This window comes from Streptomyces sp. NPDC040545 (assembly GCF_055595065.1).
The window spans coordinates 18988-44411 of the sequence record NZ_JBVIWA010000035.1 but is presented as its reverse complement, the minus strand read 5'-3'; the positions used below and the strand labels follow the sequence as shown (position 1 = coordinate 44411).

At 73.0% G+C, this 25424-nt stretch carries 20 protein-coding genes and 1 pseudogene; 15 read left to right on the top strand and 6 right to left on the bottom strand.

Going from position 1 to position 25424, the window contains the following annotated elements:
- A pseudogene (locus tag ACZ573_RS37095) lies at nt 1–231 on the top strand (glycosyltransferase); the annotation flags it as partial.
- A 43-nt stretch (nt 232–274) separates the two neighbouring features.
- Here the strand turns inward: ACZ573_RS37095 and ACZ573_RS37090 are convergent.
- From ACZ573_RS37090 to ACZ573_RS37080, 3 genes are all read right to left on the bottom strand, one after another.
- Nucleotides 275–460 carry an acyl-CoA carboxylase subunit epsilon gene (locus ACZ573_RS37090; RefSeq protein WP_471313092.1) on the bottom strand — a complete coding sequence of 62 codons (186 nt, stop codon included), beginning with the start codon at nt 458–460 and terminating at the stop codon, nt 275–277.
- 24 nt (nt 461–484) lie between these two features.
- Complete coding sequence (locus ACZ573_RS37085) at nt 485–2050, bottom strand: acyl-CoA carboxylase subunit beta (protein ID WP_471313089.1); 1566 nt, start codon at nt 2048–2050, stop codon at nt 485–487.
- Between the two features lie 68 nt (nt 2051–2118).
- Nucleotides 2119–3030 (bottom strand): aldo/keto reductase, encoded by a 912-nt coding sequence (locus ACZ573_RS37080; RefSeq protein WP_471313087.1) that lies wholly within the window; start codon nt 3028–3030, stop codon nt 2119–2121.
- Nucleotides 3031–3455: 425 nt separating this feature from the next.
- Here ACZ573_RS37080 and ACZ573_RS37075 point away from each other — a divergent pair, with 425 nt between their 5' ends.
- From ACZ573_RS37075 to ACZ573_RS37025, 11 genes are all read left to right on the top strand, one after another.
- Nucleotides 3456–4466: a ScbA/BarX family gamma-butyrolactone biosynthesis protein gene (locus ACZ573_RS37075; RefSeq protein WP_471313085.1), complete on the top strand. Its 1011-nt coding sequence runs from the start codon at nt 3456–3458 to the stop codon at nt 4464–4466.
- Nucleotides 4467–4510: 44 nt separating this feature from the next.
- A complete protein-coding gene (locus ACZ573_RS37070) occupies nt 4511–5542 on the top strand; it encodes a beta-ketoacyl-[acyl-carrier-protein] synthase family protein (protein ID WP_471313083.1) in 1032 nt (343 codons plus the stop codon).
- A 79-nt stretch (nt 5543–5621) separates the two neighbouring features.
- Entirely contained in the window at nt 5622–7289 is a 1668-nt protein-coding gene (locus ACZ573_RS37065; protein ID WP_471313081.1) for an FAD-dependent monooxygenase, read from the top strand.
- Complete coding sequence (locus ACZ573_RS37060) at nt 7286–8302, top strand: beta-ketoacyl-ACP synthase III (RefSeq protein WP_471313079.1); 1017 nt, start codon at nt 7286–7288, stop codon at nt 8300–8302. Before ACZ573_RS37065 ends, ACZ573_RS37060 begins: the two co-directional genes overlap by 4 nt.
- Nucleotides 8303–8355: 53 nt before the next feature.
- Nucleotides 8356–8619 (top strand): acyl carrier protein, encoded by a 264-nt coding sequence (locus tag ACZ573_RS37055; protein ID WP_471313077.1) that lies wholly within the window; start codon nt 8356–8358, stop codon nt 8617–8619.
- A 2-nt stretch (nt 8620–8621) separates the two neighbouring features.
- A complete protein-coding gene (locus ACZ573_RS37050) occupies nt 8622–9854 on the top strand; it encodes a beta-ketoacyl-[acyl-carrier-protein] synthase family protein (RefSeq protein ID WP_471313075.1) in 1233 nt (410 codons plus the stop codon).
- Nucleotides 9855–10020: 166 nt separating this feature from the next.
- Nucleotides 10021–10947, top strand: a complete 927-nt coding sequence (locus ACZ573_RS37045; RefSeq protein ID WP_471313073.1) for an aldo/keto reductase — start codon at nt 10021–10023, stop codon at nt 10945–10947.
- A gap of 174 nt (nt 10948–11121) precedes the next feature.
- On the top strand, nt 11122–12720 hold the full coding sequence (locus ACZ573_RS37040) for an MFS transporter (RefSeq protein WP_471313069.1): 1599 nt from the start codon (nt 11122–11124) through the stop codon (nt 12718–12720).
- Between the two features lie 108 nt (nt 12721–12828).
- Nucleotides 12829–14745, top strand: coding sequence for an HAD-IB family hydrolase (locus ACZ573_RS37035; RefSeq protein ID WP_471313067.1), 1917 nt, complete (start codon nt 12829–12831; stop codon nt 14743–14745).
- 80 nt (nt 14746–14825) lie between these two features.
- Nucleotides 14826–15812: a quinone oxidoreductase family protein gene (locus ACZ573_RS37030; RefSeq protein ID WP_471313065.1), complete on the top strand. Its 987-nt coding sequence runs from the start codon at nt 14826–14828 to the stop codon at nt 15810–15812.
- 6 nt (nt 15813–15818) lie between these two features.
- Complete coding sequence (locus ACZ573_RS37025) at nt 15819–16460, top strand: MBL fold metallo-hydrolase (RefSeq protein WP_471313063.1); 642 nt, start codon at nt 15819–15821, stop codon at nt 16458–16460.
- 148 nt (nt 16461–16608) lie between these two features.
- Here the strand turns inward: ACZ573_RS37025 and ACZ573_RS37020 are convergent, their stop codons facing one another.
- Entirely contained in the window at nt 16609–17076 is a 468-nt protein-coding gene (locus ACZ573_RS37020) for a MarR family winged helix-turn-helix transcriptional regulator (RefSeq protein WP_301370282.1), read from the bottom strand.
- Between the two features lie 239 nt (nt 17077–17315).
- Here ACZ573_RS37020 and ACZ573_RS37015 point away from each other — a divergent pair, with 239 nt between their 5' ends.
- The 3 genes from ACZ573_RS37015 to ACZ573_RS37005 all read left to right on the top strand — a co-directional run bounded on the left by ACZ573_RS37015 (nt 17316) and on the right by ACZ573_RS37005 (nt 21882).
- Entirely contained in the window at nt 17316–18044 is a 729-nt protein-coding gene (locus ACZ573_RS37015) for a 4'-phosphopantetheinyl transferase family protein (RefSeq protein WP_471313060.1), read from the top strand.
- A 121-nt stretch (nt 18045–18165) separates the two neighbouring features.
- Nucleotides 18166–21600, top strand: a complete 3435-nt coding sequence (locus tag ACZ573_RS37010) for a HelD family protein (RefSeq protein WP_471313058.1) — start codon at nt 18166–18168, stop codon at nt 21598–21600.
- An 18-nt stretch (nt 21601–21618) separates the two neighbouring features.
- Complete coding sequence (locus ACZ573_RS37005; RefSeq protein ID WP_471313055.1) at nt 21619–21882, top strand: hypothetical protein; 264 nt, start codon at nt 21619–21621, stop codon at nt 21880–21882.
- A gap of 3 nt (nt 21883–21885) precedes the next feature.
- On the opposite strand, the gene ACZ573_RS37000 is transcribed toward ACZ573_RS37005, so the two are convergent.
- Nucleotides 21886–24489 (bottom strand): ABC transporter permease, encoded by a 2604-nt coding sequence (locus ACZ573_RS37000; RefSeq protein ID WP_471313053.1) that lies wholly within the window; start codon nt 24487–24489, stop codon nt 21886–21888.
- A 58-nt stretch (nt 24490–24547) separates the two neighbouring features.
- The gene (locus ACZ573_RS36995) at nt 24548–25321 is read right to left on the bottom strand and encodes an ABC transporter ATP-binding protein (protein ID WP_471313050.1); all 774 of its coding nucleotides are present in this window, start codon (nt 25319–25321) and stop codon (nt 24548–24550) included.
- Nucleotides 25322–25424 lie beyond the last annotated feature (103 nt).

The following is a 25424-nucleotide window of genomic DNA, read 5'->3' as shown; positions in this document are numbered from 1 at the left end:
TACACCACGATCCAGTACGCCCTCGGCGCCACCGTCCCCGGCTGGGCCTCCCTCTTCATCGGCATGGTCTTCCTCGGCGGCGTCCAGCTCGTCTGTGTCGGCCTGCTCGGCGAGTACATAGGCCGGATCTACTCCGCCGTCCAGGCCCGCCCCGCCTACTTCGTCGGCTACGACTCCGCCGACCAGGAAGCCCCCGCCCCCAGCGAACGGACTCCCGAATACGCGTCCTGACCCCGGCAGGGACCTGGAGCGGCGGGCGCGAACGGTCGGCCGCTCAGCCCTGCCAGCTGTGTGCGGTGCGGAAGCCCGGGGCGCGCTCCAGGCGGCGCCAGCCCGCGCGGGGGTGCGGGACGGGGCGGGGTTCCGCGACGGCGGCGGCGCGGGCCAGGAGGATCGCGGTGATCGCCGCCAGTTCCTCGGGGGCCGCGTCGCCCTTCTCTATGCGCAGCAGGGTGTCCATACGGGTCAGCTCTCCTTCGCTCGGTTACTGCGGCGGGTTGCCGTGCTTGCGGGCCGGCAGATCGGCGTGCTTGTTGCGGAGCATCGCGAGGGCGCCGATGAGGACCTCGCGGGTCTCGGTCGGGTCGATGACGTCGTCGACGAGGCCGCGCTCGGCCGCGTAGTACGGGTGCATCAGCTCGGTCTTGTATTCCTTGATCTTCTGCGCGCGCATGGCGTCGGGGTCGTCGGCCCCGGCGATCTCCCGGCGGAAGATGACGTTCGCCGCGCCCTCGGCACCCATGACCGCGATCTCGTTGCTGGGCCAGGCGTAGGTGATGTCGGCGCCGATGGACTGGGAGTCCATGACGATGTACGCGCCGCCGTAGGCCTTGCGCAGCACGAGGGAGATACGGGGCACGGTGGCGTTGCAGTAGGCGTACAGGAGCTTGGCGCCGTGGCGGATGATGCCGTTGTGCTCCTGGTCGACGCCGGGCAGGAAGCCGGGGACGTCGACGAGGGTGATGATCGGGATGTTGAAGGCGTCGCAGAGCTGGACGAAGCGCGCGGCCTTCTCCGAGGCGTGGATGTCCAGTACGCCCGCGCAGCTGGCGGGCTGGTTGGCGACGACGGCGACGACCTGGCCGTCCATCCGGGCCAGGGCGCAGATGATATTGGTGGCCCAGCGCTCGTGGACCTCCAGGTACTCGCCCTCGTCGACGAGTTCCTCGATGACCTTGCGCATGTCGTACGCCCGGTTGCCGTCGGCGGGGACCAGGTCCAGCAGGGCGTCGCAGGGGCGGTCGGCCCGGTCGCCGGTCTCGACCGCGGGCGGGTTCTCCCGGTTGTTCTGCGGGAGCAGGGACAGCAGGTAGCGGACCTCGGAGATGCAGGTCTCCTCGTCGTCGTACGCGAAGTGCGCGACGCCCGAGGTTCCGGCGTGCACGTCGGCGCCGCCGAGGCCGTTCTGGGTGATCTGCTCGCCGGTGACGGCCTGGACCACGTCCGGGCCGGTGATGAACATCTGCGAGGTGTCGCGGACCATGAAGACGAAGTCCGTGAGGGCCGGGGAGTACGCGGCGCCGCCGGCGCAGGGGCCGAGCATGACCGAGATCTGCGGGATGACGCCCGAAGCCTTGGTGTTGCGCTGGAAGATGCCGCCGTAGCCGGCCAGCGCCGAGACGCCCTCCTGGATACGGGCGCCGGCGCCGTCGTTCAGGGAGACCAGCGGGGCACCGGCCGCGATGGCCATGTCCATGATCTTGTGGATCTTCGTCGCGTGGGCCTCACCGAGGGCGCCGCCGAAGATGCGGAAGTCGTGCGCGTAGACGAAGACCGTCCGGCCCTCGACCGTGCCCCAGCCGGTGATCACACCGTCCGTGTAGGGCTTCTTGTTCTCCAGGCCGAACCCGGTCGCCCGGTGCCGGCGCAGCTGCTCGACCTCCCGGAAGGAACCCTCGTCGAGCAGCAGCGCGATGCGCTCACGCGCGGTCAGCTTGCCCTTCGCGTGCTGGGTCTCGGTCGCACGGTCGCTGGGGCCGCTCCGGGCCTGCTCCTTGATCTGCCGCAGCTCCGCCAGCCGGTTGAGTGCTGAGTGCTCGCTCGTGGTCACGTCGGTTCCTTGGTGGGGTTGTCGGTGGGGAGGAGGCCGGTCGCAGGTGGCCGGTCGCAGGTGCCCGGTCAGCGGCTGCCGACCGCCGCGGGCAGGTCGGCCAGTTCCGCCAGGACCTCGGACGGGAGGGTGACCGCGCCGGCCGCGACGTTCTCCTCGAGGTACTTCGGGGTCTTGGTGCCGGGCAGCGCCATCACCCCGGGGCCCTGGGCCAGCACCCAGGCGATGGCCAGCTGGGGCACGGTGATCCCCAGGCGGGCCGCGATCCTGCCGGTGGTCTCGGTGATCGCCTGGTTGGCGGCGATGGCGTCCGGCTGGAACCGGGGGATCCCGCGGCGGGCGTCGACGCGCGGCAGGTCCTCGACCGTGGTGATCCGGCCGGAGAGGAAGCCGCGGCCCAGCGGGGCGAAGGCGATGAAGGTGATGCCCTGCTCCGCGCAGTAGGGGACGACGTCCCCGGTGGCGTCCGGGCTCCACAGGGAGAGTTCGGACTGGACCGAGGCGACGGGGTGGATCGCGTGCGCGCGGGAGATCTCGTCGACGGAGGCCTCGGAGAGGCCGATGGCCTTGGTCAGGCCGGCCTCGACGAGTTCGGCCATGGCGCCCCAGCTCTCCTCCACGGGGACGGCCGGGTCGACGCGGTGGAGCTGGTACAGGTCCACGTGGTCGGTCCCGAGCCGCAGCAGGCTCGCCTCGCACGCGGCGCGCAGGTGCTCCGGGCGGCCGTTGCGGTGGGTGCGGCGGGCTCCGTCGACGATCAGGCCGCCCTTGGTGGCGAGCACGACCTCGTCGCGGCGCTCGCGCAGCGCCTTCCCGACGAGCCGCTCGTTCGTGAACGGGCCGTACTGGTCGGCGGTGTCGAAGAAGCGGACTCCCATGTCGATGGCCTGGTGGATGACCCGCACCGACGTCGCGTCGTCCCATCCCTCCTGGTCATAGCCCCAGGACATGCCCATGCAGCCCAGTCCCACCCGACCCACGGAAGGTCCTTCGGTTCCCAAGTTGAGGGTGTGCACAGGGGCCTCCAAGGGGCTTGCAGTCAGTAGTAGATGCCGATTCACATCGGATCGAAGGTTATCGCAGATGTCTGACACTACTGTGAGTCCTACCATGCATCGCATCCGATGTGACCTGTGATGATGCCCTCAGCCGGTTAACGGGATGTGTCGTTCAAATGATTGATCAAATCCCTTGACGGTGAGGTTGTTGGCGCATAGCGTCCTGCCTCGTGCCAGGGCCCTGACACTCGTCTGGGGTCGAATTTTCATCGTGGCATCGCCCGTGCAGCGCCGCCGGGCCGCCGAGGATCCGACCGGCCGACACGGCCGCGAACAGGAACCTGTCTTCTTGGTGAGGGCCGCCGTACGGGCGAGCCGTCGCCCCTAATGCTTCGGGTGGTGTCAGGGTGGGGATCGACCGCTTTGAGTCGAACGCGAGTGTTATTTCCGAGGAGCTTCCGCTCTCCTACGTACGGACCGTCGACCGGACGCTGCTGCACCGCAGCGCGCTCTCCGAGGTGTTCCTGACGGACTACCGCCACCAGGACCCCTCCCGCTTCCTCGCCGCCGCGCAACTGCCCGCCTCGCACGCCTACTACACCGACCACCTCAGCCAGTCCCGGGTCCTGGACCCGTTGCTGCTCCTGGAGTGCTGCCGACAGGCCGAGACGTACGCCGGGCACGCCCACTTCGACATCCCGCGCGACCAGAACTTCATCCTGAAGTCCTGGTCCATGACCTACGAGCCCACCCCGGCCCCCGCCCCCGGCACCCCGCCGGCGGAGCTGCGCATCGAGGTGGAGACCGCCGACGAGAAGCGTCTGCGCGGGCAGTTGCGCGGTGTGACGTACGTGATGGCGATGCTGCTGGGCGGCGAGCGCATCGGCGAGGTGCGCATGGACGTCGGCTACCTGCCCTCCGAGGTGTACCGATCGCTGCGGCACGGCCGCCGCCCCGACGCCCCCGCGCTGTCGGACCTGTTGCCGCCGCGCCCCCTCGACGCCCTGGCGGACGCGGCCGCGGTGGACCGCGCGGACCGGCGCAACGTCGTACTCGGCACGGTCGACCGGACCGGCCCGCTGGCCGGGAGCGCCCCGCTGCTGGCCCCGTTCGACAACCCCAGCATGTTCGACCACCGCCAGGACCACCTGCCCGGCATGGTGATGATGGAAGCCGCCCGCCAGCTCGGCCTGTACGTCATGGCCGACGGCGCGCCGGCCCCCGCGGCGGTCATGACCGGTTTCACCGCGGACTTCTTCCAGTACGCCGAGCTGGACCGCCCCACGCTGGTGACCGCCCGCCCCGCGCGTGACACGGCCGGGGCCGAAACCGTCCTGGAGATCTCCTTCGAGCAGGAGTCGACGGTCGTGGCCTCCGGTCGGATCACCCTGCGGGCCGCCGACGGCCTGCCCGGCTGACCGTCCCACCCACCACGAACACGGCTTACACGAAAGGACTCGTCATGGACCTGAGGGACGGGCTGGGGATCAAGGCCGTACGCGTCTGGCTGCCCCAGCGGGCCGACACCGCGCACGAGGCCGTCGCCGCCGGCCGGATCGACACCGAGGAGCAGGCCACCGCGGGCATCCGGCAGCTGCCGGTGTCCGACCTGGCCGCACCCGACATGGCCGTACGCGCCGCCCGCGCCGCACTGGCCGCCGCCGGCCCGGACGCACCCGCGCCGGATCTGCTGATCCACGCCTGGATCCACCACCAGGGACACGACTTCTGGTCGCCGGCGCACTACGTCGCCCGCGAACTGGGCGCACACCACACGCTCCCGGTCGGGATCCAGCAGATGTGCAACGGCGGCGCCGTCGGCCTGGAGCTCGCCGCCGCGCGGCTCCTCGCGGACCCCGGCTGCCGCAGCGCGCTGGTGACCACCGCGGACCGCTTCGCCGACGAGGGCTTCGACCGCTGGCGCGGCGACTACGGGGTCTGGTACGGGGACGCCGCCACCGCGGTCGTCCTGCACCGCCCCGACGGCACCCCCGACGAACTGCTCCTGCGCTCCCTGGCCACGGCCACCATCCCCGAGGTGGAGGCGCTGCACCGGGGCCGGGACGCCTTCTCGCCCGCGCCGCGCTGGCACAGCGACCGGGTCGACGTCCGCCGCACGAAGAAGGCGTTCATCGAGGACACCGGACTCGATGTCTTCTACGAGCGCGTCCACTCCGTACTGCCCGACATCGTCCTCGGGGCGCTGGCCGACGCCGGGCTGGAGCCCGACGACCCGCGCGTGGCGCTGATCGCCTTCCCCCGCGTCGGCGACAAGGTGCTGAACGAGACCTACTACCCGGGTGTCGCCGGCCTCACCAAGGCGCGGAGCATCCGGCTCGGCGGCGACACCGGACACCTCGGCGCCGGTGACATGGCGGCCAACTTCGAGGAGATCCGGCGGCGCGGGCTGCTGGCCGCCGGCGAGATCGCCCTGGTCATCAGCGCGGGCGGCGGATTCACCTTCTCCTGCGCCGCGGTGGAGATGCAGCAGTGACCGACCGTACGACCCGTACGACCCGCAAGGCCCGTACGACCGCCTCACCGAACCGACGACCCCGACCCGGAGCGCAACGATGACCCCTGAACAACGACGCGAGTCCGCACCCGCACCCGACGTGCTGGTCGTGGGCGCGGGCCCGGTCGGCCTGGTGGTCGCCTGCGAACTGGTCCAGCAGGGCATCCCCGTCCGGCTGGTCGACGCATCCGTCACCTCGCCCGAGCACTCCCGGGCCGCCATCGTCTGGCCGCGCATCCTGGAACAGCTGCGCCGCATCGGCGCGGCCGCCCCGCTGATCGACGCGGGCCACCAGGTGGACGGGGTGAGCTTCTACTCCGAGGGCAGCCGCCTGGGCTCGGTGTCCATGAACCACCTGCCCGGCACCCCGTACCGCTTCGCCCTGACCATCCCGCAGAACGTCACCGAGTCGGTGCTGGAGAAGCGCCTCCTCGAACTCGGCGGCAGCATCGAGCGCGGGGTCACCCTGGAGCGGCTCACCCAGGGCCCGCAGCGGACCCGGGTGAGCCTGCGCACCGCCGAAGGAGCGGTGGAGGAGGCCGAGTACGGCTGGGTGGTCGGCGCGGACGGCGCGCACAGCACCGTACGCAAGCAGCTCGGCATCGCCTTCGAGGGCGAGGCGCCGGACCTGACCTTCGCGATCGCCGACGCGCCGGTCGAGGGTGGGCTCTCGCACCGCATGCTGCACTACCTGTACTCCGCCAGGGGCGCGTTCGGGCTCGCACCGCTGGACGGGGTGAACTTCCGGCTGGCGGTCAGCGTTCCGCACCAGGAGAAGGGTGCCCCCGCACCGTCCCGGGAGCTGTTCCAGGAGCGCCTGGAACAGGTCGCGCCCGGCGCGGGCACCATCGGCGCACTGCACTGGAGCACCACGTTCCGGCTGCGCTGCCGTACGGCCGCCGCCTTCCGGCAGGGGCGCTGCTTCCTGGCCGGCGACGCCGCGCACATCATGAGCCCGGCCGGCGGCCAGGGCATGAACACCGGCCTCGTCGACGCGGTGAGCCTGGGCTGGCGGCTCGCCGGAGTCATCCGCGGCCGGCTGGCCGACTCCGTGCTCGACGAATACGACGCCGAGCGCCGGGCCGCCGCCCACCGGATCACCCGTACCACCGGACTGCAGACCCGCTGGGGCCTGGTGAGCGGCCGGGCCCGTACCGCCGCCCGCGACGGCATCGCCCGCGTCGCCGACACCACCGGACTGCTCCAGCGCGTCGCGGCCCCGGTGATGAGCCAGCTCGACATCGGCTACGCCCCGCCGCAGGACCGGTGGTCGGCGGTCAAGGGCGCCGCCACCCGGCTGGCGGGCATCTCGGGGGTGCGGCCGGGCACCCGGCTGCCCGTCTTCGTCGCCGAGCCGGGCGACGAGGAGCGGCGGACCGGCCGGCCGCGGATCGCCGGGGACCGGCTGAGCGTGCTGCTGTGGCCCGGCGTCCACCGGGGTCCGGGCTGGGCCGAGCGCACCGCGGCCGCCTGCGCGGCGATACCCGCCGGGACACCGGTGGTGGACCTGGCCGAGATCGTCTCGCCGGACCTGGAGCGGAGCTTCCCGCGCGACCCGGCCGCGGCGGTCGTCCGCCCCGACGGGCACCTCGCGGCCTTCGTACCGCTGACCCGGCCGTGGGAGATCGCGCCGGCGCTGCGGCACGCGGGACTGCTGCCCACCGCCGATGCCGCGACCGCCGACCTCGCTACCGCTCCCGAGGCCCCCCGCGAGGTGACGGCATGACGCGCGTCGCCGTGGTCCGCGGCATCGGTGCCTGGCTGCCCCCGACGGTGGTCACCAACGACATGCTCGCCGCCCGCCTGGACACCTCGGACGAGTGGATCCGCAGCCGGACCGGCATCGGGCAGCGCCATGTGGTCGACCCCGGCATGGCCACCGGCGACCTCGCGGTCGAGGCCGGGCGGCGGGCCCTGGACTCGGCCGGCGTCGACTCGGTCGACCTGGTCGTGCTGGCCACGACCACCCCGGACCGGCCCTGCCCGGCGACCGCTCCGGACGTGGCGCACCGGCTGGGGCTGGCCGGCGTACCGGCATTCGACGTCTCCGCCGTGTGCAGCGGCTTCCTGTACGCGCTGTCCACCGGGGCCGCCATGATCGGCGCGGGCCGGGCCGACCGCGTGCTCGTCATCGCCGCCGAGGCCTTCACCACCCTGCTCGACCCGCAGGACCGCTCCACCGTCGCGATCTTCGGCGACGGTGCGGGGGCCATGGTGCTCGGCGCCGGCCAGGAGGGTGATCCCGGCGCGGTGCTGGGGATCGACCTCGGCAGCGACGGCGCGCTGGCCGACCTGATCACCGTACGGGCCGGCGGCTCGCGGCAGCCGCTCGCGGCCGACCCGACGGCCGACGCGACGGCGGACCCCGCGGACGCGTGGTTCACCATGCGCGGCCGCGAGGTGTTCATGAACGCCGTCGTCCGCATGGACGCCTCGGCCCGCAAGGTGCTCGGCGAGGTCGGCTGGAGCGCCGACGACGTGGACCTCTTCGTCGGACACCAGGCCAACGCCCGCATCCTCAAGGCCCTGGGGGACCGGCTCGGCGTCCCCGGGGGCAAGGTCTTCTCCCACATCGAACACGTCGGCAACACCGCGGGCGCCTCCATCCCCGTCGCCCTCGCCGATGCCGTGGCCACCGGCCGCCTGCGCGGCGGCGACAAGGTGCTGCTCAGCGCCTTCGGCGGCGGCGCCACCTGGGGGAGCGCCGCCCTGAACTGGCCGGACCTCGCGGCCGGCTGACACCACACACTTCCTTCCCGCCTCACGACACCACACACAGGAGCGCAACGACCATGACCGCCGACACCGCCGCCACCACCGACACCTTCACCCGCATCGCCGCCGTCCTCGGCCGCCACTTCGGCGTCGAGAGCGCCGAGGTGCAGCCCGGCACCACCTTCGAGGAGCTGGAGTTCGACTCCCTCGTCCTGGTGGAGTTCGCCCTGACCCTGCAGCAGGAGTTCGGCGTCGACGTCTTCGACTACGAGCTGCTGGAGTGCCCCACGGTCGCGGACGTCGAAAAGCTCATGCTGACCAAGGCCGAGGCGGCGGTCTGACGATGGGCACAGCGCAGAAGGACGGCATCGCGGTCACCGGCCTGGGCCTGGTGACCCCGGCCGGCATCGGAGTAGACGAGAACTGGCGACGTGTCCTCTCGGGCCGCAGCGCCGCCGCCTGCGACCCGGAACTGGAGGGCGGCAAGCCGGACTTCTCCTGCCGGGTGCCCGGATTCGACGCGGCCGCACTGCTCGGCCGTACCAAGGCGTGGCGCTACGACCGCTTCGTCCAGCTGGCGATCGCGGCCGCACGGGAGGCGGTCGCGGACTCCGGACTGGATCCGAAGCAGTGGGACGGCGCCCGGGTGGCGGTCGTCGTCGGCAACTCCCTCGGGGGATCCACCACCTTCGAGCGGCAGTGCCAGACGATGGGCGAACAGGGCCCGGGCATGGTCTCGCCCATGCTGGTCCCGATGTCCATGGTCAACATGGTCGCCGGGTACGTGGCCATCGACATCGGGGCCAAGGGGCCGAGCCTGGTCACCGCCACGGCCTGCGCCTCCGGCACCACGGCCGTCGGCTACGCGCAGGACCTGCTGCGCAGCGGTGCCTGCGACGTGGTGATCGCCGGGGGTTCGGAGTCGGCGATCAGCCCCACCGTCATGGCGGGCCTGAACCAGATGGGCGCGCTGTCCAAGCGGATGGACTACCCGGAACTGGCCTCGCGCCCCTTCGACACGCACCGCGACGGCTTCGTCGCCGCCGAGGGCGCCGGCATCCTGGTGCTGGAACGCGCCGCCGACGCCCACGCCCGAGGTGCCTCCGTGCACGCGTACGTGAGCGGCTACGGGGCTTCCTCGGACGCCCACCACGCCACCGCGCCGGACCCGCAGGGCCACGGCGTCGAGCGGGCGGTGCGCGCGGCCCTGGCCGACGCGGGACTCGCGCCCGAGGACATCGGCCACGTCAACGCGCACGGCACGTCCACGCCCATGAACGACGTGACGGAGGCCCGCGGTCTGTACCGCGTGTTCGGCGAGGGCGCGGCGGTCTGCTCCACCAAGGGCGTCACCGGCCATCCGCTGGCGGCGGCCGGCGCGATCGAAGCCGCGTACACGGTGCTGGCCGTCAAGCACGGGCGGATCCCGCCGACGGCCAACCTGACCGACCGGGACCCGGAGATCGCCCTGGACCTCGTCGCCGGCGCGCCGCGCCAGAGGCGACTGCTCGCCGCGGTCAGCAACTCGGCGGGCTTCGGCGGCCACAACGCGGCGCTCGTGGTCACCGCGGCCTAGGGCTGCGGACCCGGCCCGGGGTTCCGGTCCGCCGGAACCCCCTCGAACCGGTGCCGGCCGGCGCGCTGTGCCGACGCGCCGGCCGGCACCCACCATCTTTCCCCTGAACGACACAACGTGAGGTTTCACCGTGAAGACGCGCCAACTGGGTTCCGCAGGACCGGACGTGAGCTCCATCGGGCTCGGCTGTATGGGAATGAGCTGGGGGTACGCAGAGTCCCAGCGCACGGACAGCACCTCCGTGGAGGTCATCCGGACCGCCCTCGACCTGGGCGTGACGTTCCTGGACACCGCGGACATCTACGGGGACGGGCACAACGAGTTCCTCGTCGGCGAGGCCCTGCAGGGCCGTCGCGACGAGGTGGTGCTCGCGACCAAGATGGGCCTGGTCGTGGACGACCTGGCCACCAAGCGGATGCACCGGGACGGTTCCCCTGCCCAGGTGCGCCGGGCCGTCGAGGCGAGCCTGAAGCGGCTGCGCACCGATGTCATCGACCTCTACTACCTGCACCGGGTCGACCCCGCCGTGCCGTTGGAGGAGACCTGGGGCGCCCTGGCCGAACTGGTCGCCGAGGGCAAGGTGCGCCATCTGGGGCTGTCCGAGGTGACGGCGGGCGAGGCCGCCCGGGCGCACGCCGTGCATCCGGTGACGGCGATCCAGTCGGAGCTGTCCCTGTGGACGCGCGACGCGCTCGAGGGCGACGACGTCGTGGGCTGGTGCGCGGCGAACGGGGCCGCCTTCGTCCCCTTCGCCCCCCTGGGCCGGGGCTATCTCACCGGCAGCATCGACACGTCGACGCAGTTCGAGGACGACGACTTCCGGGCCACCAATCCGCGGTTCTCCGACGCCGCGCGGGCCGCCAACCAGCGGATCGTGGACACCGTGAAGGACGTGGCCCAGGCGCACGGCGCCACGCCGGCTCAGGTGGCGCTGGCCTGGGTGCTGGCGCGCGGCGAGCACGTCGTACCCATCCCGGGCACCAAGCGGGTCGGGTACCTGCGCGAGAACGTGGCGGCCGTGGAGGTGCGGCTCAGCCCCTTCGACCTGGACCGGCTCACCGGCCTGCCGTCCGCCGTCGGCACCCGCTACTGATCCGAATTCAGCCAAGTCGCAGAATTCTGATACACCTCAACCGGTGTTCTGAGTAAGAACCCTGATACTGTTTCGACTGGTCCTGGCCGCCGCGGCCCCCGCCGCGTGCGGCCCCTGGGACCCTCCCTTCCGCATGCCTTCACCCCCTGCCTGAATCCCGAGGAGGTACTCCCGGTGAGTACAACCGCACAGCCAATAGACCGAGCACCGTCCCGAGCGGGCATCACGCTGCTGGCGGCATGCCTGATCGCGGCGCTCCTGCCCACGTCGATCACCGGAACCTCCGTCACCCTCCCCGCCATGGGTGCCGACCTCGGGAGCGACCTCGCCGACCTCCAGTGGGTCGTCAACGCCTACGACCTGACGTTCGCCAGCTTCCTGCTCGCCTGCGGCTCGCTGTCCGACATCATCGGCCGCCGCCGGATGTTCCTCGGCGGCATGACGGTCTTCGCCCTCTGCTCGCTCATCGCCGGCGCGGCCACCGACATCACCGTCGTCGACATCGTCCGCGGCATCGCCGGCATCGGCGCCGCCGCCGTCATCACCAGCGCCAGCTCCGCCCTGGCCAACGCCTTCGACGGCGCCGCCCGCGCCCGCGCCTTCGGCTTCTACGGCACCTGCTTCGGCATCGGCCTCGCCTTCGGCCCGCTGGCCGCCGGCGCGCTGACCAGCGCGCTCGACTGGCGCTGGTTCTTCTACGCCCAGGCCATCATCGCCGTGGTCGTCATCATCGCCGCCCTGCGCATCCCCGAGGGCCGCAACCCCGAGGCCCCCAAGGTCGACTGGGCCGGCACCTTCACCTTCACCTCCAGCCTCTTCCTGCTGATCCTCGCGCTGGTCGAAGGCCCCCAGATCGGCTGGGCACACCCGGTCGTCCTGCTCTTCCTCGCCGGATCCGCCCTGCTGCTCGCCGGCTTCGTCCTCGTCGAATCGCGTTCCGCGCACCCCATGTTCGACCTGGGCCTCTTCCGCCAGCCGCAGTACGTCGCCCTGTGCGTGACCCCGGTCGCCCTCGCCTTCGGGTTCGTCGCCCTGCTGGTCTTCCTGCCCTCGTACTTCATGGCCGTGGACGGCATCTCCGCCGCCGACGCCGGTCTGCTCCTGCTGCTGCTCACCGCCCCCACCCTGGTCATGCCGGCCGTCGCGGGTTACGCCTCCAAGTGGCTCTCGCCCCGCACCCTGCTGGTCACCTGCATGACGCTGGTCGCCGCCGGCACCGCCTGGCTGACCGTCATCGAAGCCCACATCGGCGTCCTGTCGCTGGCCGGTCCGCTGCTCGTCATCGGCATCGGCTTCGGCATCTCCAACGGCGTGCTGGACGGCGCAGCCGTCAGCTCCGTGGAGCCGCACCGCGCCGGCATGGCCGCGGGCATGTTCAACACGATGCGCATCACCGGCGAGGTCATCGCCATCGCCGCCATGGGCTCGCTGATGGTCAGCGTCACCCGCTCGCAGCTCTCCGACGGCATCGGCGACTACGCCGCCGCGGGCTCGGCTGGCGACGTCGCCAACCAGCTCGCCCAGGGTGACCTGGCGACCTCCGCGACCAAGGTGGAGGAGTCCCTCCGCGGCGCCTACACCGAGTTCGCCTCCACCGCGTACAGCGGCGCCATGCACGAGATCCTCTGGGTGCTCTCCGCCATCTGCCTGGTCACCGTGCCGTTCCTGTGGGTCCTGTGCCGTCCGCGCAAGGAAGAGGCCGCCCCGGCGGCGGCCACCCCGGACACGGAGACCGAGTCCCCGGAGCCCGCCCTCAGCGGCTCGGCCTCCTAGGGGAGTGTCCCGCCCTCCGACCCCGTCGCCCGGGTGCGGGCGATCCCCCGCACCGCCCCCGGGCGGCGGCCCGGCCGCCACCACCGAACCCAGCCCTCGGAGCACCGCATGAACGACCAGGCCCGGTACACGGCCTTCTTCGACGTCGACGAGACCCTCATCACCGTCAAGAGCATGTTCCGCTTCCTGCGTTTCCACCTGCGGGCCCAGGGCGCGCCCGACTCCGCGTACGAGGAGGCCGCCGCGCACCTGCGCCGGCGTGCCGCCGAGGGCGTGCCGCGCGAGGTGACCAACCGCGAGTACTACGGCCTCTACGCGGGCTGTTCGGTCGAGGAGGTCGCCGCCGAGGGACGCGCCTGGTTCGCGCAGGAACTGGCGGCCGGCGGACTGTTCCACCCGCCCGTGCTCGACGCCCTGCGCGAGCACCGCAGCGCGGGCGACCGTACGGTCCTCGTCTCCGGGTCCTTCCCCGCCTGCCTCGACCCGGTCGCCGCCCACGTCGGCGCGGACGCGGTGCTGTGCTCCCGGCCCGAGATCAAGGACGGGCGCTACACCGGCGAGCTGACGGTCGCGGTCATCGGCGACGCCAAGGCCGTCGCGGCCGAGGCCGACATGCGCGGCACCGGCGCCGATCCCGCGCACTGCCACGCGTACGGCGACCACGCCTCCGACCTCCCGCTGCTGACCGCCGTCGGCCACGCGCACGTCATCGGCGACGACCCCGTCCTGGCGGAGCGCGCCGCGGACAGCGGCTGGCACCGGCTGAAGGGCATCGCCGGGCACACCCCGGCGGCCGCCGCTCCCGCCCCCGCCGCCGCTACCGCTGCCCCGGCCGGCGACCCGCTCGGGGAACTCGCCCGTCTCGGCGGCCTGCCCGGCACCCCGGAGCAGCCCGCATGGCGCACCGGGGCCGAGCTGCTGCTGCGCTACCTGGGCCGCGCGGCCGCCATGGCCGCCGACGGCTACGCCGCCCCCGAGGACATCGACACCGCCATGCGGCTCGGCTGCGGGATGCGCCGCGGCCCGCTGGAACTCCTCGCCTCGATCGGCCCGCACACCGCGCAGGCCGCCTCCGAAGCCCTGGGCCTGCCCGCCGGGGCGTTCGCGCGCCTGGGCCGGGCACCCGTGGCCGCGGCCCCGGTCCCGGCTCCGCCCGCCGCGGGGGCGGGGCCCCGTACCGTGGGCGACGTCGGCGTGGTCGGCGCCGGCACCATGGCGACCGGCATCGCGGCCGTGTTCCTGGCCTCCGGCCACCCGGTACGCCTCCTCGCGCGCTCCGAGCAGCGCGCCGAGGCGGCCCGCGTGGCCGTCCACCGGGCCCTGCTGTCCACCCGGATGCCCCGCGACGAGGCCGACCGGGTCCTGGAGGGGTGCGTCACCGTCCTGTCGGCCGAGGCGCTCGCCGGCTGCGACCTCGTCGTCGAGGCGATCGCCGAGGACCTCGACGCGAAGCTCGACGTCCTGACGCGGCTCGACCGTGCCTGCGGACCGGGCACGGTGCTGGCCACGACCACCTCCAGCCTGCCGGTGGCCCGGCTCGCCGCGGCCGTGAGCCGCCCGGCCGACGTCATCGGCCTCCACTTCTTCAACCCGGCCCCCGCGATGACCCTCGTCGAGGTCGTCCGGACCGACACCACCGCGGCCGAGGTCATCGCCACCGCCGACGCCCTGTGCCACGGTCTCGGCCGGACCCCCGTGCACTGCACCGACCGGGCCGGCTTCATCGTCAACGCCCTGCTGTTCCCGCTCCTCAACGACGCCGCCCGGATCGTCGGCGAGGGCCGCGGCACCGTGGAGGAGGTCGACGCGGCCGTCACGGGCGGCTGCGGCCTCCCGCACGGCCCGTTCCGCCTGCTCGACGTGGTCGGCACCGACGTCGCACTCGCCGTGCAGCAGGGGCTGCGGCGCGGCCTGGGCGGCTCGGACCTCGACGTGGCGCCGCTCCTGGAGGAACTCGTCCGCGACGGGGTCCTCGGGATGAAGGCGCGCCGCAGCGTCCGGCAGCACCTGCGGCCCGCCGCCTGAGCCCGCGACACCCCCGCTCCTGATTCCACCAGCCCATTCCCCCCGTCCCTCACCCCATCGTTCTCCCACCGGAGGTGGCCATGCGCGCCGCACGTTTCGCCGAATTCGGCGACCACAATGTCCTGACCGTCGTCCACGACGCCCCCGAGCCCGAGGCCGCCCCCGGCCGCGTGGTCATCCAGGTCAGCCACGCAGGTGTGAACTTCGCCGAAGTGATGTTCCGCCGCGGCCAGTTCCCCGTCGGCCTGCCGCACGTGCCCGGCCTGGAGGCCGTCGGCACCGTCCGCTCCGTGGGCGAGGGCGTGACCGGCCTGCGTCCCGGCCAGCGGGTGGCCGCGCTCACCCTCGACGGCGGCGGCAACGCCGAGTTCGTCTCGGCCCGCGCCGACCTGACCGTACCGCTGGAGGACGAGCTCGCCGAGCTGCCGTCCGCCCTTGCGGCGGCCGCCCTGTGCAACGGCGCGACCGCCTGGGGCGTCGTGCACGCCGCGGGCCGCGTCGAGCAGGGCGACACCGTACTCGTCCTGGCCGCGGCCGGCGGCGTGGGCACCGCGGCGGCCCAGCTCGCCCGGGCCGCCGGCGCCGCCCGCGTCATCGGCGCTACCAGCTCGCCGGAGAAGGCCGCGCAGGCCCTGGAGTTCGGCTACGACGCGGTCGTCACGTACGACCGGCTGGAGGAGGAGGTCCGGCGGCTGACCGACGGCGCCGGCGTCGACGTCGTCCTCGACTCCATCGGCGGCGACATCCGCGGCACGGCCAACGGGCTGCTCGCGACGCTCGGCCGGCACGTCATCTTCGGCGACGCGGCCGCCCAGGACACCTCCTACCAGGCCAACCACGTCTGGTTCACCGGCACCGCCCTGGTGGGCTACAACCTCGGCGGCCTGGCCAACAGCCGCCCCGGGGTCCTCGGCGACCACCTGCGCAGCGCCCTGCGCGCGGTGGCCGACGGCGCGGTCCGCATCGAGGTCACCGAGCTGCCGCTGGCGGACGTGGCCAAGGCCCACGAGCTGCTGGAGTCGCGCGCCTCCGTCGGCAAGTACGTCGTAGCCGTCGACGGCCGGTGACGTGACGTGCTCGTCCTCGGATTTCCGGCCGGCTCCTTCGGTACGAACTGCTACCTGCTGGCGGCGGGCCCCGACGGCCCGTGCATCGTCGTGGACCCGGGCCAGGACGCGACCGCCTCGGTACGCGCCGCCCTGGGACGGCACGGCCTCCAGGCGGAGGCCGTCCTGCTGACCCACGGGCACATGGACCACACCTGGTCCGTGGCGCCGCTGTGCGAGGAGCTCGGCGTGCCCGCGTACATCCACCCCCTGGACCGGGAGATGCTGGTCCGCCCCGAGGCGGGGCTGCCCGCGGACTTCCCGGCGGCCGTGCTGCGGGGCTTCCCGCGCTCGGAGCCCGAGCTGGTGCGCCCGCTGCCCGACGAGGGCTTGCTCAGCCTCGCGGGCCTGGAGATCGAGGTGCACCACGCCCCGGGCCACACCCCGGGGTCGGTGGCGTACTCGCTGCAGGCGGGCGAGGACGCGCTGCTGCTGACCGGGGACAGCCTGCTCGCGGACGGCCTCGGGCGGGCGTTCCCGCCGGTGGGGGACCCGGACGTACTGGCCGGCTCGATGTCCAGGGTCTGCGGCCCGCGACGGGACCGGACCACGGTGCTGCCGGGTCACGGTGGCACCACCACGGTGGGCGCGGTACGCAGGTTCCTCTAGAGCCAGGACTCCGGTCTTCCGGTCGACTCCCAAGTCGCCCTGGAGGGCCGGAGTTTCGGCATGTGCGGGTTCCGTACGGGGTCCGGAAATCAGCCTGGCCCCGACCCTTGCCGGGCCGGGGCCAGACCCCTGGATCTCTGCCGGAAGGTTACGGGGTTTCCTCTTCCGTCAGAGCGGTGATGCACCGTTCCAGAAGATCCCGCAACTGCTTTTGCTCATCGGCCGACAAGGCATTGGAAAGCTTCGCTTCCACCTTTCGGGCGACGGTGTCGGCTTTCTTGACAAGAGCGCGTCCGGCCGGCGTCAACTTGGTGACGAGCACCTTTTGATGAAGGTCGGAAGTCTGTCGCTCGATCAAGCGCTTCGACTCGAGATTGGCCAGCACCGTGGCCATGCTCTGAGGCGTCACGAGGCAGACGCGCGCCAGCTGTGCACCTGACATGCCCGGCGAATAGGAGAGCGCCATCAGTGCTGCATACTGTGGAACTGTCAGGCCGAGATCGCGGAGAACTCTGCTCTTCTCGCCGATCAATGCCTGTTCGGCACGCTTAATGACGTGTCCTACTCGAGCAGCCACTTCCTGTTCGAATTCGGCCACTCTGGACGACCGGCTCATGCCGCTCCTTTATTTACAGAGACAGGTAATCCCCCCGCTGAGGCGTATATGAATGTGCCGAGCTAAGCCTCATGGCAACGCTACCATGCATCTCATAGAAGGCAATACCCTGTTCAGTGACAGAGTTCTGTTAACTCGGCGAGAGTAATCCGTCACCGATGCGATCTGCCGCGGCCTTCGGTGTCCGCGCCCCGGCCGCCCATCGGGCCCCTCGTACGGCCCTTGGATAGGATTGCCGGATGACCACACCCGCCGGCCTCAGCTCCGCCGTGCTGCGGCTCGACCGGCCGGTCGGGGCGCAGCGGCCGCCCGGCCGCGGTGAGGCGCTGGTGCGGTTCGTCGACGCCGGGACGCAGGCCCCTTTCGCGGAACGCCTCGCCCCCGACGTGCTCGACGCGGCCGAGCGCCGGCGGGCCGACCGGTTCGCGCGCCCCCAGGACCGCGGCTCCTATCTCGTCGCGCACGTCGCGCTGAGGCTGCTGCTGGGCGCCCTGCTCGACACCGCTCCCCGCGATCTGGTGATGACCCGCGACGCCTGCCCCGAGTGCGGCGGCCCGGACGGGCGGCCGGTCCTCGTGGGCGGCCGTGCCCATTTCTCCCTGTCGCACAGCCGCGACGCGGTCTTCGTGGCCTGCGCGTCCACGCCGGTCGGGGTGGACGTGGAGGCCCTGCCGGCGGCGCGGGTGGTGGCGCAGAGCGAAGACTTCTTCCACCCCGACGAGAGCGCCGAACTCGCCGCCCTCCCCGAGGCCGGCCGCCCTGCGGCGTTCGCCCGGCTGTGGACGCGCAAGGAAGCTCATCTCAAGGGCACCGGGGCGGGACTGGGGCACGGCGGCCACCTGACCTACCTGGGGACGGGCCCGGCCGCCGATTCCGTCCGCCCGCACTGGTCCCTCGCCGACCTGCCGGCCCCCGAGGGCTACGCCGCCGCGCTCGCGCTGCGCGCCCCCTCGGCGCGTTGGCGCTGAGGCCCGGAACCAGAACTCATGTACTGAGTGTCCGTCACCACCCGCTCTCTGATAGTTGTTTCAGCGGGGTACGGGCGCAGGCCCGTAGCGGTGTCTCTGCGGCACCGCAGGGAGGACGCACATGAGTACCACCACTCGGGGCGAGGACCTCGCCGTCGAGCAGCGGGCCGTCGACCACGCGTACGACTGCTACACCGCGCGCCTGGCCGAGATGAGCGGAACGTCGGCGGCCACGGCGTCGGCGAGCGGCAAGGACGGGATCGCCAACCGGATCGAGGCAGAGGCGCGCGCCGCCTCGTACGGCGGACTCGGCGACGAGGCGCTGGTGTTCGCCCGGGTCGACGCGCCGGAGCGGCCCGGCACGGAACCCCGCCCCTGGTACGTCGGACGGCGGGTCGTGTGGGACGCCTCGAACGAACCGGTGGTCCTGCAGTGGACCAGCCCCCTGGCCAGGAAATGGCTGGACGCCCGGCCCGAGAGCCCCGGTGAGGTGACACTGCGGCGCCAACTGCGCTGCGTCCAGCGGATCGTGGAGGGCTACTTCGACGACATCGCCCCGCCGGCCGCCGCCGCTCAGGCGCCGGAGTCCGAGACCGCCGCCGTACCCGAGACCGCCGCCGTACCCGCGACCGCCCCCGTACCCGCGACCGTGCCGGAGCCCCGGCCGTCGTCCCCGGCCACCCCCGGCGACATCGTCCGCCGGCAGCGCCGCAAGACGCTCCAGCCGGACGAATTCCTGCTGCGCGAGCTCCAGCGGTCGCGCGGCGGCCGCATGCGCGACATCGTCGAGACGATCCGCCGCGACCAGATGGAGCTGGTCACCGGTTCTCCCTCCGACATCCTCGTCGTGCAGGGCGGCCCGGGCACCGGCAAGTCGGCGGTCGGTCTCCACCGGGTGACCTGGCTCGTCAACAACGACCACTTCAAGGCCCAGGACATCCTGGTGATCGGCCCCCACCAGCGGTTCCTCGAGTACGTCGGCCAGGTCCTGCCGACCCTCGGCACCCGGGACGTCAACGCCGTCCAGCTGAACCGCCTGTGGGACGGCGAGATACTCGGCGCCGACTCCCCGCAGGCGCGACGCGTGAAGTCCGACGAGCGCATGGCGGCCGTCCTGCGCCGCCGCGTGGAGAACGACTACCGCCCCGAAGCCCTCGACGACCTCGTCGTCGCGCCCTCCTTCGAAGGCGACGAGCCCGCGATCGTCGTCCCCGCCGGCAGTACGACCCTGCGCGTACCGCGCTCCCAGGTCCTCGCCCTCCTCGACCAGGCACACGAGGGCGACGGCCCCTACCGGGAGCGCCGCGACCGCTTCCGCGGCCTGCTCGTCGACCGTCTCCTTCAGGAGCTCTCCGACATCGCACCCCGGCGCGGGCAGGCCGGCACGATCCGCCGCGACCTGGAGCGCAACCGCCGGGTCGAGCGCCTGATCGAACGCGTCTGGCCGTCCCCGGGCGCCAGGGAGGCACTGCGCACCCTCTACGACTCGCCCGACGTCCTGCGCGCCTGCGCCGACGGGATTCTCGACGAGGGGGAGCAGGCGGCCCTGCTCAGGCCCCGGGCCGCCAGCGCCGACGCCGACCCCTGGACCCTCGACGACCACGTCTGCCTCGAAGAGCTCCGGGTCCTCATCAGCGGGGAGACCCCGAGCCGCTACGGGCACATCGTGGCCGACGAGGCACAGGACCTCACGCCCATGCAGGCCCGTGCCCTGCGGCGGCGCTGCGCCGTGGGTGGCTCCATGACCGTCCTGGGCGACCTCGCGCAGGCGACGGGGCCGCACATCCCGGCGAGCTGGGACCTGCTCGGCACGGTCCTCTCCGACCACGGCGACTGGCGGGTGGCCGAGCTCAACACCAGCTATCGCGTGCCCGCCGAGATCATGGAGTTCGTCGCCCCCCTCGCCCGGGAGATCGCACCGGCCCTGCCCTACCCGCAGGCCGTGCGCGAGGCGGGCGAGGACGCCGTACGGACGGTGGAGACCGAGCCGTGGAAGCTCCTCGACGACACCGTCGCGCACGTGACGCGCCTCGTGGGCACCAGCGACGGGAACACCCTGCGCTCCGTGGCCGTCATCGTCCCCGACGACTCGGACTGGCTCGACGCGATCAGCCGCCGGATCGACGGGGGCGGGGACATCGGCGACCGGCACCGAGCCGCCGTGTCCGTGCTGGCCGCCGCCCAGGCCAAGGGCATGGAGTACGACCACGTCCTGGTCATCGAGCCCGCCACCATCGCCGACCGCGGTCCCGCGGGACTGCGCCAGCTGTACGTGGCCCTGACCCGCAGCACCCAGAGCCTGACCGTCCTGCACACCTCCCCGCTGCCGGACGTGCTCACGGGCCCCGGGACCGGATCCGGAGCGCCGGCCCCCGAGGCAACGGCGGAGGCGCAGGCACAGGCACAGGCACAGGCACAGGTGGAGGCCGAGGCGGCGGCAGCCGTGAACCGGCTTCCCCCGATCGGGGCCGACGTACGGGTCGAGGTCGTGGACCGGGCCCCCGGCGGCCGCTACAAGGTCAAGGCCCTCACCCCCGGCTTCGACCGTCCCCTGGTCCTCACCGTCCGGCACGGATCCGTTCCTCCGCGACGTGGCGACAAGCTGGACTGCTGGGTGTTCGCCAACGAGACGAACCAGACGGTCCTCACCTCCGACCAGCGGGGCCGGTCGCCCGTCTCGCCGAGGATGGCGGGCCGCTACCTCGCGGCACTGGACGTGCTCCGTGAGCTGACCGAGAACGAGGGGGAGGTTCCCGACGCCCGCGGCAGGCTCTCCGAGCTGCAGGGGATGGCCAACCGCGTCCTGCGCAGGGACCAGGCCGACTGGGTCGACGTGCTGCACCTGTTCGGCTCTCCCGACCGGGACGGGCTGGGCGTTCTGCGCGACCTCGCCGCGAGCGCCAACCGCGCGCTCAAGGAAGGCACCTTGGACACCGGCCGGCTCCTGGAACACCTGACGGCCTCGGGCTGGGCGGACAGCCTGGCCGAGGCGCGCCGGGCGCTCCAGGACCGCTTCACCGCCGACCCGGACCCGGACCCGGCCCCCGCCCCACCGCAGCCCGAGCAGAAGGACGTAGAGCAGATGATCCTCGTGGAAGACGTGGAAGACACGGCCGCGCCGGCTTCGGCCACCAAGGAAGGCTTCCTGCGCGCACTGGAGGCATCGGCCGCAGCCGACCGGACGTGCAAGAAGCACGAGGCGGTCCGCCACGCCCTCAAGTCGGACCTCCTCTGGGCCGACCTCCAGCCGGCCGATTCGCCCGTCGTCGACGTCAGCTGCGTCACCGCCCAAGGGCTCTTCCTCTACGAGGCGTTGGGCGCCGGCCGCTCGGCGTACGCGGACCTCCGCTCGGGCGCCACCCGCCTGCTGGAGATCAACCACACCCTGCCCACGCGGGCCGACGGCCTCTACCTGGTCCTCTCCGAACCCCCGGCCGAGGACTGGTCCGCGGACACCGTCCGCGACGTCTTCGGCATCCACGTCATCTGGCGCAGCCCCGAAGGATGGGGCGGCAAGGACACGGACACCGCGCTGGGACAGCCCCCGCAGAACTGACGAAGCGGCGCACGCACCGTGCCCACCGGCTACGACCTGCTCACCGTCGACGCCCTCGCCCCCGGGACGATGGCCGCCGCACCGGCCCGGTGCTTCGGCGTCGAGGTCGGCGACGTCGGCACGGACGTACGGTTCGTCCGGGCGACGCAGGAGGACCCGTCGGGGAGTCTCGCCGAGGAGCTGACGGGCCGGCTCCCGGGGCGGGACGGTCTCGGCCGGTGGTGGTACCGCCGGCCGGAGCCCGTGCCCTGGGATCAGCCGTCTCTTTCGGATCTTGCCTGACCCCTACAGCTCGGCGACGGCCTCCAGGGGGCTCAGGGACGACGCGTGGCGGGCCGGGAGGGCGGCCGCCACGGCGCCCGTGGCGAGGGAGATCAGGCAGATGAGCAGCAGCGTGCCCCAGGGAAGGGCCAGGGAGTAGTCCTTCAGCGCGCCGTTGGTCAGGGCGCCGACCGCCCAGGCCCCGAACAGGCCGGACGCCAGGCCCAGCAGGGTGCCGAAGGCGGCCACGGCCAGGGATTCGAGGCGGATCGTCCGGCGGATGCCGGCGCGGTCCATGCCGATGGCGCGCAGGACGCCGATCTCCCGGGTGCGGTCCGACACCGACATGGCCAGGGTGTTCATGATGCCGAGGGCGGCGATCACACCGCCGATGGCGAGCAGGCCGTACGTCAGGGTCAGCAGGGTGCTCAGGGAACCGGAGGCCTCCTGGACGAGTTCCTGCCGGTCCTGGACTTGGAGCAGCGGGTTGTTGCCCGTGGCGGTGCGCAGCCGGTCCTTCGTGGCGCCGCCGTCGCCGCCGTCCGGGCCGCCGTCCGCGCGGACGAGGACGCGCTGGACGGAGCCGGGATCGAGGCTGCCGCGCTGGACCTCGGTGCGGGCGCCCAGGGCGTCCTGGGCGGTGGGGTTGTCCTCGTAGACGCCGACGACCGTGTACGGGGTGGGGTCTTGGCCGGGGCCGCCGATCAGGGCGTCGATCCGGTCGCCGGTGCGCACACCGTTCGCGCGGGCGAGGCTGCTGGAGAGGGCGATGCGGCCCGGTCCGAGGTCCTTCAGGGAGCCGTCGACGAAGTCCAGCTTCATGACGGACGGGGCGGCCGCCGGGTCGACCCCGGAGATCTGGCGGACGCCACCGCCGATGAAGAGGGTGGAGTCGGTGACGGCGGTCGCCGTCCGTACACCGGGGATGGCGGTCACCCGCTGCACGGCGGCCGGGTCGATGCCGGCCGACGAGGTGTGGGTGCTGATCACGTAGTCGGCGGCGAGACCGGCCGCGGCCTGGCGGTCGAGGGCCCGCCCGGTGGAGTGGCCGATGACGGCGAGCCCGGCGACCAGGGCCGTGCTGACCATCAGGGCGGAGGCGGTGGCGGCGGTACGCCGCGGGTCGCGCAGCGCGTTGCGGTGGGCGAGGTGGCCGGTGATTCCGAGGCGGCCGGTCAGCCGTCCGCTCAGCCGGAGCACGGGGACGGCGAGCAGCGGCGCCAGCACGATCAAGGCGATGACGAGGAGGGCGCAGCCGGACATGGCGCTCCGCAGGTTCTCCTCGGAGGCGTCCTTCGCCCCCGCGAGCGACAGCAGCAGTCCGGCGCCGAGGGCGAGCAGGAGGGCACCGGCCGCGCCGCGGACCCGGGACGAGGTGGCGGTGGGCGGCTGTTCCGCCGCGCGCATGGCCTCGACCGGTGCGATCCGCGCGGCCTTGCGGGACGGCAGCCACGCGGCGAGCACGGTGACGCCCACCCCGACGGCGAGCGCGGCCGCCACGGGGAGCGGGCCGATCACCAGGGGGCCGCGGGGCAGCGACTCACCGGCGGTGCTCAGGATTTCCGGCAGTACGGAGGCGATCCCGAGGCCCAGCAGGAAACCGAGGGCCGAGGCGGCGAGGCCGAGGAGGACGGCCTCCCAGAGGAGGGAGCGCACGACCTGGCGGCGCGTGGCACCGATCGCGCGCAGCAGGGCGATCTCACGGGTGCGCCGGGCGACGAGCATGGTGAAGGTGTTGACGATCAGGAACGACCCGATGAAGAGGGCGACTCCGGCGAAGACCAGCGACAGCTTCTCGTTGCCGCGGGTGAGCGTGTCGACGAGGACGGCCTGCTGGGCGGCCTGGGCGGCGCCGGTGGTGGCCTCGGCCCGGTCGGCGGGGAGCAGGGCGGTGACCTGGCGGGCGAGTTCGGCCGCGTCGGTGCCCGGTACGGCGGACAGGTCGATCGAGGTGTAGCGGCCCGGGGAGGCGAACAGCGCCTGGGCGGTGGCCTTGTCGAACAGGACGAGGGTGCCGCCGGCCGTCACCCGGGTGTCCCGGGTGGTGACGATGCCGACGAGGCGCTTCGTCATGGCCGGGCCGTCCGTGGCCAGGGTGATCTCCGCGCCGAGACGGAACCGGCCGGCGGCCGCGGTGCCGCTGTCCACGGCGATCTCCTCGCCGTCGCGGGGGGCGCGGCCCTCGGTCAGCGGGTGGCGGCTGTCCTTGCCGTCGGCGCCGGGGACGTAGGCGGCCGCCCGGTGCGCCCAGATCCTGCCGGTGCGCAGCGGGGTGCCGGTCGAGGAGTTCAGGGTGGCCGGGCCGTCCGCGGACGGCCGTACGGCGGCGACGCCGGGCAGCCCGGCCAGCTTGCGGGCGAGGGCGTCGTCGAGCACGGTGGCGTGCTCGTCCCCGGCGGATCCGGCCGTGCCGGGTGCGCCAGGTGCGCCGGGCGGGGGGTCCTTCGGGGTCACGGTGACCGCGATGTCGGCGTAGTCCTTCGACACGGCGGCCCGGTGGGCCGCCGTGGAGGAGTCCGCGAAGACGAGGGTGCCGGAGACGAAGGCGACGCCGAGGGTGACGGCGAGCACTGTCATCAGCAGCCGGGCCTTGTGCGCCAGGAAATTGCGCAGGGCTGTTTTCAGCATGGGTGAGTGGCTTCCGGGGCGGGGGCGGGGGCGGGGGCGGGAACGGGGAGAGGGCGGGTCAGCTCGTGCGGGCGCGGGTGTCGAACTGCTTCATCCGGTCCAGCACCCGGTCCGGAGTGGGGCGCACCATCTCGTCGACCAGCCGGCCGTCGGAGAGGAAGACGACGCGGTCGGCGAAGCCGGCGGCGACCGGGTCGTGGGTCACCATCACCACGGTCTGGCCCAGTTCGCGCACGGAGTCGCGCAGGAAGCCGAGAACCTCGGCCCCGGAGCGGGAGTCGAGGTTGCCGGTGGGCTCGTCGCCGAAGACGATCGCGGGCCGGGTGACCAGGGCCCGGGCCACCGCGACGCGCTGCTGCTGCCCGCCGGAGAGCTGCCCGGGCCGGTGGTCCAGCCGCTGGGCGAGACCGACCATGGACACCACGCGGTCCAGCCACTGCCGGTCGGGGCGGCGTCCGGCGATGGACAGCGGCAGGGTGATGTTCTCCAGCGCGGTCAGGGTGGGCAGCAGGTTGAACGCCTGGAAGATGAAGCCGATCCGGTCCCGGCGCAGCTCGGTGAGCTGCCGGTCGCCCAGTGCGCCCAGTTCGGTGGTGCCGATGCGGACGGAGCCGGAGCTGACGGAGTCGAGGCCCGCGGCGCAGTGCATGAGGGTGGATTTGCCGCAGCCGGAGGGGCCCATGATCGCGGTGAACTCGGCCTCCCGGAAGGAGACGCTGACGCGGTCCAGGGCCACCACGCGGGTGTCGCCGCTGCCGTAGACCTTCGACAGGTCGGTGGTGGACGCCGCGACACCGGGCGTCGGGCGGGAGGTGAACGGGTCGGCGGTCACGGGGACTCCACTTCGGGTGCGGTGCGAAAGGGCTGCACGCCGAAGGGTGTCGGAGGGACGTATCAGGGCCGGGGCCGCCGTGTATCGGCTTCCGCGCCGTTGC